Genomic DNA, 12,651 nt, shown 5'->3' on the forward strand with positions numbered 1-12,651 from the left:
GACAGCTTTGTCTACGAGGCCCTGCCGATGCGGGTCGTGTTCGGTGCGGGGAGCATGGCCCGGCTTCCCGACGAGGCCGCGGCCGACCCGCGCCAGGCGGGCCCGCGCGCGTGACAGCGTGACACTGAATGAAGGAACCGCCGTCCGCCCCGAAGGGCTGACAGGAACGTCGTTCCGATACCGCCGGTCCCCCTGAGCACGATCCGCCCTACCCCTGCTCTTCCACCGCGCGCTCGTAAGCGCGCAGGGTGTCGAGGAACATCTGCCGCTGGCCGGGGGTGAGGGGGTCGAGTGCCCTGCGCCAGGCGACGGCGCCGCGAGCCAGCCAGTCGTCGATCACCGGCCGCTTGGCCTCGGCGATGCTGACGATCCTCCTGCGCCGGTCGTCGTCGTCCTCCCGGCGGTCCAGGATGCCCTTACGGCTGAGCTCGCCGACCATCAGGCTCACCGTCGTCGGCGCGATCTCCAGGCGCGAGGCCAGTTCGTTCACCGTCATCGGCCCGTCGAACAGCAGGTAGGACAGCAGCGACAGGTGCCGTGGCCCCAGCGCCATGGACTGGAGCTCCTCGGGGACGGGGATTCGCTTCACCCGCCCGACCATGCGCGGCATGAGCAGCAGCAGCGCCCGGATGGCGTCGTCGACGCCCGGACCGGGGCCGTCCGGTGACCGGTGTCCGGTTGACATCTATCCCCCCTCGCGAGATATCTTTGCAACCAAAGATGTTTGCCTTCCAAAGCAAAACAGTTGTGTGCTCATCGTAGCCGAGGACCCCCCGGGCGACGGGAGCCCGGCGACCTCGGCGATCAGGGGGAACGACATGACCATCCTCGTCACCGGCGCACGCGGCAACATCGGCAGCCGCGTCGTCGCCAAGCTGGCCGAGGCCGGGCACCGCGTGCGCGGCTCCGCCAGAGACGCGGCGGCGCTCCGGCTGCCCACGGGCGCCGACGCCGTCGGGCTGGACATCACCGATCCGCGCGACGCCCAGGAAGCGCTACGAGACGTCGAGGCGATGTTCCTCTACCCGACGCGCGGCGAGATCGATGATTTCCTGAAGGTCGCGCACGAGGCGGGGGTGCGACACGTCGTGCTGCTGTCCTCGCCCGCGTCCTACGAGCCCGGCGAGTACGACCGGCCCATCGGGCTGGCCCACCGTGCGGTGGAGCGGGCGCTGGAGAACTCGGGTCTGCGTCACACCGTGTTGTATCCCAGTTGGCTGGCCACCAACGCGCGCCGGGACTGGGGTGAGCAGATCCGCTCCCGCGGGCGCGTCGGCATCGCCTTCCCGGACGCGCGAGTCACCCCCATCCACATCGACGACATCGCCGAAGTGGCCGTGAACCTGCTCACCCGGGACGCGCACCGCGGCCGGATGCAGGTGCTCACCGGCCCCGAGTCGCTGCGCCTGCGCGACGTCGTCGGCATCCTCGGCGACGCCGTCGGCAGACCCGTCCAGGTCGACGAGCTGACCCGCGAACAGGCCCTGGCCCAGCGCGACCCCCGGATGCCGGAGGCGGTCCTCAAAGCCCTGCTGGACACCGCCGCCGAGGCCGTCGGCGTCCCGTCACCCGTCACCAACACCGTCGAACGGATCACCGGCCACCCGAGCCGCCCGTTCGCCGAATGGGCCCGCGCACACCGCGCCGACTTCCAGGCGAGCTGAGCCGGCCCCGGCGAACCTTCCCGGTCACCGCACCGTCGGCGATTGGCCGCAACCAATGGACGGATGACGGCGCAGAGCCTTTTGGTCTTGCTTTTCATTCAGTCATCCGGTCGTCTCTTCCGGATTTTTCTCATCCCCCATCAAACCGGATGAGACTGAAATCAGCTCACTGGTTTCGATATCCAATCGATATCACCCGCGCGTTGCTGCTGCATTGCGCGTACGAGCTGGAGCTGTTACGGACCCAGGGGCCGTAAACGGTGCTATATGCACCGTTATTGTCCTGACAGAAGACGATCACCTGTGTCTGGCTCACCCCGGTACCGCCGCACGTCGCCCAGCCGAACCCACCGTACTTGCCGTAATCACCACCGGTGCTGCAAACCGCCGCCTGAGCCGGGAGAGCCGGTGACATCAGGATTGCCGTGGCGGCGATCGCGGCCACCGCCGCCGAAACGCCGAGTTTTCTGATACGGCCCATCATTTTTCTCCTTTCGGTGCTTGATATTTCGTTTCACTCCTCGATGATAGTCACAGTTGTGATGCATATCCATAGGGGATGATTTGCAATCCGAGCGCGTGAATTACGGGCCGTCCGCCGAGCAGGGATTCAGGTCCGGAAAAAGGGAACCGTACCGCGCTGACCGCCTCGCCGCCTTCTCCACCTTGACGGCCACTCTCATCCGTCATCGCCGCCTCGCCACATGAGACGGCCGCTTGAAAAAGCGTCGGCCACCTCGGCACCTGGTCGATCTGCGGCGATTGAGCGTCAGCCCTCGGGAAGGGCTTGCTTGCCGATGAGTGCCAGCAACGCGGCGTGCGCCTCCCGATCGGCCGCCACGACGAGCCCGCCCGCGCCGGTGTGCAGTGACTGACCGTGGATGCCGGTCACCACGCACCCGGCGGCCCGGCACAGCGCGATTCCGGCGGCGAAGTGCACGCTGTCCCGCAGATGACCGTCGGTGACGTACCCGGCCCACCGCCCGGCGGCGACCCAGGCCAGCGTGAGGGTGGTGGACAGGACGCGAGGATGGAACCGCTCACCGAACCCGGGATCGGCGAGCAGCCGGGCGGCCAGGAAGTCCGGCTCGTTCGGAAAAGGTGGGTCGAGGTTGACGTCCACCAGGCGCGAATCGGGCGACGGGGCGAGTCCCTCGTCCACACCGCCGCGCCGTACGCAGACGCGGTCGCCGTCCGTCCAGAACACCTCCTCGGCGAACGGGTCGGCCGAGGCCGCCGCCGTGACGTCCGATCCCACGCGCAGAGCGACGTTCACCGCGACCAGCATGCCGCCCGCGGCGTAGTTCAGCGTGCCGCACAGCGGGTCGACCAGCCACACACGCTCCGCGCCGTCCGGTCCGGTGTGCCCGCTCTCCTCACCCGTCACGGCGTCGTCAGGGCGGGCGGTACGGATGACGTCAAGGATGGTCCTCTCCGCCTCGATGTCGGCGGCGGTGGCGAAGTCGTGCGCGGACTTCGCGAAGCGCTCCAGCGGCGCACCGTACATGGCGCGCACGACGGCGGCGCCCGCCTGTGCCGCCGCGATGGCCAGTTCCTCGTCTGTGATCATCATGCGCGCAGAATAGGACGACATCACCCTCCCGATAAGACCCACCGCCCTGACGATCACCTGACGGTGGACGATCTTCGTGCGTGGTCGGAGGCGATCGACGGCCTGGGACTTCGTGCCTGATGACGGCGTGGGAGCGCTCCCCGGTTACGGTCGCGGAGCCGAATGCCTTCTCATCTGTCAATATGTGACCGACGGCGCCACCGTGTGGAAAGCGCTCTCTCGTTGTGCGGCCGGGTGAAGCAGGCGGAGAGCAGGAACGCCTCCTGCCTTCGGGGCGAGGCGCTCAACACACCGTCACCTGCTGAAGCTCAGAGGAATTACAGGTAGAAACGGTAGCCGCCTTGCCGTTTGACCGGCTTGCCCTCGTAGCGGAAGATCCACACCTCGTTCACTCCGACTTCAATTCCTAGATGCTGCTCAGCAAAAATCTCAACAGCAGCCTGAGCACGGCGCCGGCGAGGCCAACCAGCAAACCACGGTCCTGCCCGACGAGGAGTCGGGTACACAAGGGGACACATACCCGATCCTTGTCGCCACCGCGTGGGAGCACTTCAGTTACCAGGGCTCCTCCCTGAACTTCGTGAGCAACGATGGATGCAGTAGTTACAGAAACCTCTACAAATACGCGCAGCTGCCGTCCGGATGGAACGACAGGATCTCCTCAATGCAGACCTACAAGGGCTGCCGGACCCTGCTCTACGAGCACACATACTTCGGCGGCTCCTACACCCAGCGGTTTAGCAGCATCAGCAATCTCGGCTGGATGAACGACCGCCCCTCTTCCGCCCAGATCGGTTACATGCCGAACGATTAGGCGCTCGGCCGACTGAACGACCAGGCCTCTTCCGCCCTTATCGGTGATCTCGCGCTGTAACGACAGCGGGAGGGGCGAGCCGGGGTGCGGCTCGGACATGACCTGCCGACGACGGCTGAACGAATGAAACAAGGCAGGGCTCTGACAGCGCCCGGATGGTCATCGCCTACTGACAGCGGGCCACTGGAAGCCACTTGCCCGCCGACTCGCGGACGAGGTCACCGGGCCCGGATCCCGATGGAAACCGGCCGAAGAGGCCCGCTCCCAGCCTCGGAAACACCTTTTCAATAAACACATTATAACATGAATTGCAGATATTCGCATATTTGCACTGCATGATTGACCACGCTTAAATTCGGGGCCATGAACACGACCGACGGCAAATATGTCCCCTCCGGGGATTTACGGCTGTGGACCGAACGGTTCGGTGACCCCGATGACCCGGCGGTGCTGCTTGTCATGGGCACCTCCGCGCCGGGTGCCGGGTGGCCTGACGAGCTGGTGGAAACTCTCGTCTCCGGTGGGCGGCAGGTGATCCGCTTCGACCATCGGGACACCGGACGATCCACCTGCCTGGACTTCGCCACACATCCCTACACCCTGGCGGACATGGCGGCCGACGCCGTCGCCGTACTGGACGGGTTCGGCGTCACCTCCGCGCATGTCGTGGGCGCGTCCCTCGGCGGAGCGATCGGGCAGTGGCTGGCAGTACACCGTCCCGAGCTCGTGCCAACCCTGACCGTGATCATGTCCGGCCCGATGGGCCACAGTGCCGGGCCCGCGTGGGCACGCGCCCTGACCGGGCAGGAGCCTGACCCCGACGACCTGCCGCCGCCCGCGCCGACGTTCCTGCGCCACCTCGCCCAGCTGGCGGGCAAGCCGCCGACGACGCGCGAGGAGCACATCGCGGCGAGCCTGGCGACGTGGCGCACCCTGAACGGCGACGCGCTTCCCTTCGACGAGCAGGCCGCACGACGGTTCGTGGAAGCCGCCTACGACCAGGCCGACCGTCCCGCCTCGGCCGCCAACCACGACCTGGCCGCCAGGCAGATGACCGAGGACCGGCTGGTCCCGCTCTCCTCGATTAAGGCACCGACACTGGTCCTGCACGGCAGTGAGGATCCTCTCCGCCCGCCGCCACACGGCCGGGCCGTCGCGGCTCAGATCCCCGGCGCGCACCTGCGGACGGTCCCCGGCATGGGACACGGATTCTTCTCTCCCGGGCTGCCTCGCCGTATCGCCGAACTGATCCTCGAACACACCACCTCACGAACCGGCCGCTGACCCCGGTCGCACTGGAAGGCCTTTCACCCGGGGGTCGAAGAGGGCGGAGCTCCCTGGAAAACACAGTCCGAGCGTGATTCGCGCGGAGCGCGGAGAGGAGCGAGACCCGCTTCCCCGCAGCATCAACTGTCAGACCGGCTCAAGGTTCGATCGCCGCGAGCAGGTCGCCCATGGTGAATGAGGGGTTGTCGGCGGGAAATGAGGTCTGGTGCTGCGCGTGGCGTTTGGCCAGGAAGGCGGCGCGCTGTGAGGCGATGTTCCGACGCCGCATGTACTGGTCGGCGTCGATCCGTTTCCCGGGGCGTCCGTCGAGTTTACGGCTCCTGCGTTCGGCCTCGTCGGTGCTCATGAAGGCCGTCTGGTCCTCGAAGTGCAGGATCAGCCACAACTCGAAGCAGGGATTCGAGACGGCCAGGCGAATCCCATGGTCGTTCGCCAGACGGATGGCCTCCCGGAGGTTCGGATGGTTCTTGGGCCATTCGACGTCGAACACACACCAGCATTCGTCGACCTCGTCATCGCGGTTTCGTTCGATCGCCCGCTTCACCAGGGTCAGCGGCACGCCCTGTTCGGGATCGATCTCGATGTTGATCGACGTGTTGGCGCGAATCTCCGGGAGGCGCTTCAACCCTTTGATGTAGCCGGGTTCGGAGGCCTCGCCTTCGCAGAACACGACGACGGTCTTGCGCTCCGGACGGTTGGCGGTCTTCCGCCTGAGATCCTTGGCTCTGGTTCTCCGTGATGCCATCCCGATCAGCCGATGAGTCCGAGAGCCCGCAGGAATTCAGTGCGATCGACCTCCGGCAGCGCGCCGAACCGGCCGTGCAGATATGCCTTTTCCAGATTCTGGGACCTTCTCACCCGCTCGCCGGCGAACTCAGCCAGTGCGCCGAGCCTGGTCGCGCCGTCCTCTGTCTTCTCGGTCAACCAGACCTCGTCCCGGTTGAGGTGATTGAGCAGGCTCGTGTCATGAGAGGTGAAGATCAGCTGCGCTCCTCTCGGGTTTGTCGCCGGATCGTGGAACAGCCGGATCAGCTGCATGGACAGTGTCGGATGCAGGCTCGCGTCCAGTTCGTCGAACAGCAGCGGTGATCCGGCTTTGAGCGCGTCCAGAACCGGTCCGATGAGGCGGAACCAGGTGCGCGTACCCTCCGACTCCGCGGCGAACTCAAGCGGCACCCGCTCATCGGCCGCCCGGTGAACGAGGCGCACCCTGCGCTGTGTCAGCGTCCCTGGCATCTCGTCGGCTCCCGAATACGAGAGTTCACGCCTGTCGATCATCACGTCATCGATACCGAGGTCGGCCAGACGCAGCAGGGCCAACGCCTGGGCTCTGTCCGCCTGGGAAGGGGCACCCAGATCCTCGAATCCTGGCAGCGGCGGCTGACCGCGATCGGACGTCTCTTCGAACCAGCGAATGGTCGAATTCGGCGAGCCGGAATGCAACGAATACTTGATGCGAGGTTTCGGGCCGATTGCCTGGATCGCGAGCAGGTCGCGAGCGAAGTCCGAGACCAGGGGCTCGTCGAATCGCCGGGCGATTGACAACGCGAGTGTCCGGCTCGTCAGCAGCTCACGCGTACCGGACAGATTTCCCAGTCCGCGCTGGAGCTTGAACTCGCCCCCTTCGCGTTCGAAGATCCTTCTCCGTTTCTTCTCCGGATAGTGGAACAGGGCTTCGTAGTGGACCGCCTGCCGGTCAAGCTCGACGACGTACTCAAAGCGCACGCCCGATATGACGGACTCGATGGTGAACTCCGAGGGACGGTCCCCACCGTCGGCGAACGCGAACGGCTCGACAGGGATCTCATCGTCCCAGTAACGCAACGACAGCTGGACGGCACTTCGCAGCCAGGTCAGCGCGGCGATGACATTCGACTTGCCTGAGGCGTTCGGGCCGAAGATCGCCACGACCGGCAACAGACTCTCGCCCAGGTTGGGCACCGGGCGCGCCTCGACTCGGTCCCGATCGACGGCGACCATCGACAGCTCCACCGGATCAAGCACCGAACGAAAGTTCGCCACCTCGAAACGGATCAGCACAGCGCCTCCTTCCCACACCCAGGCAGTCATCGTAACTGCGGTTTCGTAGAAAACTCGCGAAAATCGCTTCCTGTCCGCGTGTGCTCTGCGAGCAGAAGGCCACTGGCGATCAGTTTGTCCCGTCCAGCTCCGGCACAACCCTCGGGCGGCCCCCGCGCGGCGAGCTCGTCGCGGGTGCCGCCGCGCGTCACCGCCACCGGACGGCCCGCCTCACGCGCCGCCGTTCGTCACCCCGCAGCACCGCGTGTCTCAGGCACCGCGTGTCTCAGGCACCGCGTGTCTCAGGCGGCGTCGTCGCCTCGTCCGCGACCGAGCACCGCGGCGATCGGCAGGACCACCACCAGGCCGCTGATCAGCACCGCGGCGAGCGCCCCCAGGACGGCCCGCTCACCACTGAAGGCGATCCCGATGGCGGCCAGCGGAGGTCCGACGTTGCGCACCGCCGTGACACCTCCCATCGTGGTACGGCGCGCGGACGGCCCGGTGGCCAGCAGGGTGCCGACGGCGAACGCGGCGACGGACAGGACGAACCCTGCGAGCAGGGTGCGTGAGCCGACAAGCGCGACGATGTCGTGCCAGCTCCCCGTGAGCATGCCCACCAGCACGATGACGAACGTCACGTTCGACACCGTGAGGGCGACCGGATGCCACGAGCGCGCCGTGGACGGCGCGTAGTGGCGCACCACCAGTCCGACGGCGAGCGGTACGAGCTGCAGGATGGCCACGGTCCGTATCAGCGCGGCGACGTCGAGGGAGATCTCCCCGCCGACCTTGGCCGTGGTGAGGATGCCGCTGCTCGTCGGGCCGAAGGTTAGGCTGCCAACGGCGGCCAGCAGCGCCTGCATCACCGTGCCCGCGACCACGTCTCCCTTCTGCACCATGCCCAGCTTCGCCCCGAACGGCCCGCCCGGCGACGAGGCGACCAGGACCAGGGCGACAAAGGCCGCGGTCGGCAGGCCGAACAGCGCGGCGACGCCCCAGCCAAGAAGCGGGATCACCACCAGGTTGGCCAGCAGCGCCAGCAGGAGCAACGGGAGGTCGGTCAGGACGGCGCCCAGCGCGGGCAGCGTGGTCCCGAGACCGGCGACGAGCATGGTCACCGCGATGAAGATCACGGTGACCGCGTTGAACAGCAACTGCAGCGTGTCCACGAAACCTCCGCCCCGAGGGCGTTCCCGTCCGCCCTGCCACCCCTGTCCGCCCGTGCCCGGCTCTGCCCGGTCCTTGTCCCGCCCGGCCCCGGATGGGTCTGCCCGCCCCTGTCCGGCTCGCCCGGTCCTTGTACGGCCCCGGACGGCTCTGCCGCCCTTGTCCGGCCTGCCCAGGTGGTGCCCGCAACCGCGCGGCCGTTGAGACCTCAGTCCTCAAGGTCTCCGAGCCAGCGCAGGGCGCTCAGCGAGGGCATGAAGCAATACTCGCCACCGCGCGTGACCACGAACCGCGGCAGTGCCCGCAGGCACCGCCGGAGCGGCTTGCGGGGAATCGTGAAGTCACCGGGGCCGTCGTTGGAACCGATGACGGGATCTCTGGCGTCGCCCGCGCCGAAGAAGACGCCGTCGTTCATCCACTCGGACTGGACGAACTCGAACTGCCGCCCCAGGTGCGCACCGATGAACGCGAACATCAGCCCGCGGTCGGCCCCGTCGTCCTCAAGGACCCCCTCGGGCAGCGGCGGGCCGTACGCGGTGCCGCGTCTGATCATCCGGTGCAGTCTCGGCACTCCCGCAACCGCCGCGTCGCGCGGGTTGCCCCTGCGAATGTGACAGCCTCCAGGAGTGGTGAATCCCGCGGGATCGTCCTGTTCGTAGCGGAAACTGTTGTTGCGGCGCGGGTCGGCGCCGAGGCCGGGATCGTCGTGCAGCGGGCTGAGTGCCAGGGGCGCGCCGCTGCGCCAGCGGCCCATGATCTTCGCCGCCAGCAGCTCCTCGTCCTCCGGCCCGGTGGAGTTGTCCCTCAGGTAGCGGCGGAAGGCGGCGACCCGCTGGTGGAGTTTACGGAAGACCGCGTAGCTGCCGTTTCGTCCCAGCACCTCGGGCTGCGGGGTCTGGAGGCCGCCGAGCTCGTCACGGTAGCCGAGCACGAACTCCCCGGCCCTGAGCGGCGTCTCCAGCCTGTTGGATCCGTCGATGCCGCTGCCCTCGACGGCCGGGTGGCTGATGCCGTCCCGGTAGCCGAAGGGTTCGGTCTCGGTGGGCAGCGCGTGACAGTCCTGCCGCCAGATCGCCGTGACGCCGGGCAGGGCGTGATAGGCCGGGCGGGCTCGGTCGACGGCCGCCTCCAGGCGGGCGCTGTCGGGCGCGAGGGCCACAAGCACCACGTGGACGTCGGGCGTGCCCAGTGGCGGTTCCCAGTTCTCCGGGCCGCTCTCACCGACGTCGCCCAGCGCCCCGGCCCGCGCGGCCATCCCCTGCCGGAACTCCCAGGAGAACGTCTCCAGCGACTCCCTCGGCACCCCCAGCGCCGCCAAGCCGTGGTAGGTGAGCGCGACGCTGACCCAGGTCTCCCCCAGGGGGCTCACCGTGTCGGCGGCCGAGGTGACCACCGCGCCGACGCGCCGCATGAGCTCCCGCCCGTGCGCGCGGTCGTCGACGCGGAAGACGATGTAGGTCGCCGCGTACGGACTCGGCCGGGGGCTGAGCACCCCACGCTGGATGTCGTCGAGCTCGAGTACGGCTCGCGTCTGCTCGGCCACGAGCGCTCACCTCCCCGGTGCGCTACTTCGACGAGACGATGTTCCGCCAGAAGGCGCGCAGGCTCTCGTCGCCGCCGAACAGTGAGCTGAAGATCGTGGAATCGGCCAGGAGCACGTCGCCGGCCCGTTCCCCGCCCGGAGGCAGCCACAGGAACATGTTGAACTCGGTGTTGCCCGCCTCGGTGAACGGGTGCGGCGGCCTGGACGGGTCGATCGGCTGCCTGCCCAGCACGCGGACGACGTCCGGACGCTCGGTCGTCACGGCGTAGTGCGGCAGGTGCATGTGGAAGTTGAAGGTGGTCACCCCCTCCAGCCATCCCCTGGTGTCCAGGTCCCTGGCGACCGACAGCGGAGCGATCTTCCTGGGCTCCCGCACCGCGGGACGCAGCCCGTAGCGGTTCTCGACGGGCACGCCGAGCTCCCGCATCAGGGACCGGACGTACCGGGCGAACCGCTGCTGGCGGGGCACCAGGGGGTCGCCGTGGTGGTGGTGCTCCATGTCGCGCACGGTCAGGTCGTCCGACGCCCCGACGTCGTGGTGCGGCCCCAGGACCAGGCAGGTCCCCTCCCTGGCGAGGAAGCCCCGCACCGCCTCGACCTCCTCCGGCGTGGGCTCCTGCCCGGTGACCATGTGGTCAAGCCCGAACAGGAGCAGGGTGTCGGTGTCGTCCAGCACCCGCTCGTCCAGCGGGGTCGGGAAACCGGCCTGGTCGATGCGCTGGTAGACCGGCACGGGGTGCCCGGTGGTCTCCCGGGTGAACTGCTGGAAGGGCACCCAGCCCCAGAAGAACAGCTCAAGTGATCCCGCGACGCCCTGCTGGAACCGCAACGGGTCGGACCACTTCGGGTCCTCGTAGGCGGGCCAGTTCACCCGCCGGACCTCGGTCATCGTGGAGAAGCGGTTGTCGAGCTCGGCCGGGTTCCTGCCCGCCTCCGCCGGATAGCTCCACGAGATGTAGATGCTCACCCGTCGCCGACCGGGGGTGTACGGGCGCGGCACGTGGTTCTGGTTGTATGTGCGTGCGGTCCTTGACTCGCTCATCTCGTCTCCCGGCGAGGCCATGCGTACCCCGGCTCTGTCTCACTGCAACTGGTCGAGCATCTCCGACAGGGCGCTCTTGATCCGCAACGCCTTCTTGATCTCGTCGGCGGTGACGTACGGATACTCCCCGTACTCGATGAAGCTCGGGCACTGGTGCTCGCGGACGAACCTGACGAACGCCTCGGGGTTGGTCTTCCAGTCCTCGGGGAACCCCTCGAGGTTCTCGAAGGCCGTGTTCACCCCCGCCTTGGTGAACAACGCGATGGCGTCCTCGGTGTACTTGTCGAAGTCGGTGTCGAAGATGCCCTGGTACATGAAACGCGTGTCGTCGTCGAAGAGCACCCAGCGCAGGTAGTGCAGCTTGAGCGGCGCGAGGAGACGCGGGTCGCCCTCCAGCGCCTTGGCCAGCGTGTGGCCGTACTCACGAATCGCCCCGGCCCGCCCCGGCTTGACCTTCGCGATGACGGTGAACCCGTAGCACGCCGGGGTTCTCGGGAAGACGGGACCGTACTTCCCCTGCTCGAGATGGTCGGTCTCCTTGGGGATGACGACCGCCTGGGGTGTGATGTCCATGCCTGTTCCTCCATCACCCGGTCAGGGGGGAAGCAGGACGAGGCTGCCTGACCACAGAATTATCCCACGGCGCGATGCTGGGTGACCGATGACAGGCGCGACCGGAGCGCGGCGCCGGACACCGCGACGCCACCCGGGCCGCCGTGGCGGTCCTCAGCGCCCTGGGGGCGTCGCGGTCGATATTTCACGTCTTCCTTCTGCTCCGGCTTGGCTGGGGTGAGGGGGCCGCCGGGACCTTCTCGGCACCGGTTCGGCTTTGGGTGCCGCGATGCTCCAGGGCTTTCATGATCTCGGGGGCCAGGGCCTCCGCCAGCGCGGGCGCGAGGGCGTCGGCCAGGGTCGAGGCGAGGACCTCTGCGAGCAGGAGCCTTTCGATCGCCGACGTCTTCGGCGTGGCCTGCGACGACTTGAGGGCCGTTTCGATCAGGGTCCCTATGGAGTCCGCGCCGCGTGCGCGGTTCTTCGTGGACTGGCCGGCCTCGCGGAATATGTCGCGGATGAGGTCGTCGATCAACGACTCCCCCTGCTCCGCTCCGGCTGACTTGCCGTTCTCCTCCGACGCCATGGGTTGCTCCTTTACGGTTGGTGTGCACCGTCCCCCGGCCGCCGATCTCACGACGACCGGGGGACGACGTCCTTACCTGCGATGTGGAGACCTGTCGCTACCGGCCCGCGAGCGCGGCCAGCAGCAGCGGGTGCTCGATCCCGCCGCTCTCCTCGCCCTCTTCCTTGCGGCGCGCCAGCGCGGCCAGCAGCAACGGGTGCTCGAAGATGCCCCCACCGCGCTGCCTGCGGCGACGGGCGAGCGCGGCCAGCAGCAACGGGTGCTCGAAGATACCGCCCTCCTCACCCTCTTCCCGGCGACGGGCAAGCATGGCGAGCAGCAGCGGGTGCTCGATGATGCTCTCCCCGCCTTCCCTACGACGGCGGGCGAGCGCGGCCAGCAGCAACGGGTGCTCGAAGATG

The 12,651-nt window shown here is 67.8% G+C and carries 14 protein-coding genes; 3 read left to right on the forward strand and 11 right to left on the reverse strand.

Annotation, left to right across the window (positions count from 1 at the left end; all coding sequences use genetic code 11):
• Window positions 1-208 precede the first annotated feature (208 nt).
• Window positions 209-685 carry a MarR family winged helix-turn-helix transcriptional regulator gene (locus AB0395_RS36570; protein WP_366289006.1) on the reverse strand — a complete coding sequence of 159 codons (477 nt, stop codon included), beginning with the start codon at window positions 683-685 and terminating at the stop codon, window positions 209-211.
• Between the two features lie 64 nt (window positions 686-749).
• On the opposite strand from AB0395_RS36570, the gene AB0395_RS36575 reads away from it, so the two are divergent.
• Window positions 750-1,664 (forward strand): NAD(P)H-binding protein, encoded by a 915-nt coding sequence (locus tag AB0395_RS36575; protein WP_366289009.1) that lies wholly within the window; start codon window positions 750-752, stop codon window positions 1,662-1,664.
• 166 nt (window positions 1,665-1,830) lie between these two features.
• Here the strand turns inward: AB0395_RS36575 and AB0395_RS36580 are convergent, their stop codons facing one another.
• Window positions 1,831-2,148 carry a hypothetical protein gene (locus tag AB0395_RS36580; RefSeq protein WP_366289011.1) on the reverse strand — a complete coding sequence of 106 codons (318 nt, stop codon included), beginning with the start codon at window positions 2,146-2,148 and terminating at the stop codon, window positions 1,831-1,833.
• A gap of 285 nt (window positions 2,149-2,433) precedes the next feature.
• Window positions 2,434-3,237 carry an inositol monophosphatase family protein gene (locus AB0395_RS36585; protein ID WP_366289014.1) on the reverse strand — a complete coding sequence of 268 codons (804 nt, stop codon included), beginning with the start codon at window positions 3,235-3,237 and terminating at the stop codon, window positions 2,434-2,436.
• Window positions 3,238-3,901: 664 nt separating this feature from the next.
• Between AB0395_RS36585 and AB0395_RS36590 the strand changes: the two genes are divergently transcribed.
• Together AB0395_RS36590 and AB0395_RS36595 are read left to right on the forward strand one after the other, a co-directional pair.
• Complete coding sequence (locus AB0395_RS36590; RefSeq protein ID WP_366289017.1) at window positions 3,902-4,051, forward strand: hypothetical protein; 150 nt, start codon at window positions 3,902-3,904, stop codon at window positions 4,049-4,051.
• Window positions 4,052-4,414: 363 nt separating this feature from the next.
• On the forward strand, window positions 4,415-5,335 hold the full coding sequence (locus AB0395_RS36595; protein ID WP_366289019.1) for an alpha/beta hydrolase: 921 nt from the start codon (window positions 4,415-4,417) through the stop codon (window positions 5,333-5,335).
• 139 nt (window positions 5,336-5,474) lie between these two features.
• Here the strand turns inward: AB0395_RS36595 and AB0395_RS36600 are convergent, their stop codons facing one another.
• From AB0395_RS36600 to AB0395_RS36635, 8 genes are all read right to left on the reverse strand, one after another.
• Window positions 5,475-6,008, reverse strand: a complete 534-nt coding sequence (locus AB0395_RS36600) for an RloB family protein (protein WP_366289022.1) — start codon at window positions 6,006-6,008, stop codon at window positions 5,475-5,477.
• Window positions 6,009-6,088: 80 nt separating this feature from the next.
• On the reverse strand, window positions 6,089-7,378 hold the full coding sequence (locus AB0395_RS36605; RefSeq protein WP_366289025.1) for an AAA family ATPase: 1,290 nt from the start codon (window positions 7,376-7,378) through the stop codon (window positions 6,089-6,091).
• Window positions 7,379-7,659: 281 nt separating this feature from the next.
• Entirely contained in the window at window positions 7,660-8,529 is an 870-nt protein-coding gene (locus AB0395_RS36610; RefSeq protein WP_366289028.1) for a bile acid:sodium symporter, read from the reverse strand.
• Between the two features lie 206 nt (window positions 8,530-8,735).
• Window positions 8,736-10,070, reverse strand: a complete 1,335-nt coding sequence (locus tag AB0395_RS36615; protein WP_366289031.1) for a Dyp-type peroxidase — start codon at window positions 10,068-10,070, stop codon at window positions 8,736-8,738.
• 22 nt (window positions 10,071-10,092) lie between these two features.
• Window positions 10,093-11,112: a hypothetical protein gene (locus tag AB0395_RS36620; RefSeq protein WP_366289033.1), complete on the reverse strand. Its 1,020-nt coding sequence runs from the start codon at window positions 11,110-11,112 to the stop codon at window positions 10,093-10,095.
• A gap of 39 nt (window positions 11,113-11,151) precedes the next feature.
• Window positions 11,152-11,685 carry a hypothetical protein gene (locus AB0395_RS36625; RefSeq protein ID WP_366289036.1) on the reverse strand — a complete coding sequence of 178 codons (534 nt, stop codon included), beginning with the start codon at window positions 11,683-11,685 and terminating at the stop codon, window positions 11,152-11,154.
• A 184-nt stretch (window positions 11,686-11,869) separates the two neighbouring features.
• Entirely contained in the window at window positions 11,870-12,250 is a 381-nt protein-coding gene (locus AB0395_RS36630) for a hypothetical protein (RefSeq protein WP_366289039.1), read from the reverse strand.
• A 97-nt stretch (window positions 12,251-12,347) separates the two neighbouring features.
• On the reverse strand, window positions 12,348-12,651 hold a 304-nt coding region (locus AB0395_RS36635), incomplete at its 5' end, for a hypothetical protein (RefSeq protein ID WP_366289042.1).

The sequence above is a fragment of the Streptosporangium sp. NPDC051023 genome (genome assembly GCF_040689595.1).
Taxonomy (GTDB): domain Bacteria; phylum Actinomycetota; class Actinomycetes; order Streptosporangiales; family Streptosporangiaceae; genus Streptosporangium.

Excerpts from the sequence above, each read along its gene's own strand:
- AB0395_RS36585 (WP_366289014.1), bottom strand. The coding sequence starts at position 3,237 with ATGATGATCACAGACGAGGAACTGGCCATCGCGGCGGCACAGGCGGGC.
- AB0395_RS36620 (WP_366289033.1), bottom strand. The coding sequence starts at position 11,112 with ATGAGCGAGTCAAGGACCGCACGCACATACAACCAGAACCACGTGCCG.
- AB0395_RS36625 (WP_366289036.1), bottom strand. The coding sequence starts at position 11,685 with ATGGACATCACACCCCAGGCGGTCGTCATCCCCAAGGAGACCGACCAT.
- AB0395_RS36595 (WP_366289019.1), top strand. The coding sequence starts at position 4,415 with ATGAACACGACCGACGGCAAATATGTCCCCTCCGGGGATTTACGGCTG.
- AB0395_RS36570 (WP_366289006.1), bottom strand. The coding sequence starts at position 685 with ATGTCAACCGGACACCGGTCACCGGACGGCCCCGGTCCGGGCGTCGAC.
- AB0395_RS36590 (WP_366289017.1), top strand. The coding sequence starts at position 3,902 with ATGCAGACCTACAAGGGCTGCCGGACCCTGCTCTACGAGCACACATAC.
- AB0395_RS36630 (WP_366289039.1), bottom strand. The coding sequence starts at position 12,250 with ATGGCGTCGGAGGAGAACGGCAAGTCAGCCGGAGCGGAGCAGGGGGAG.
- AB0395_RS36580 (WP_366289011.1), bottom strand. The coding sequence starts at position 2,148 with ATGATGGGCCGTATCAGAAAACTCGGCGTTTCGGCGGCGGTGGCCGCG.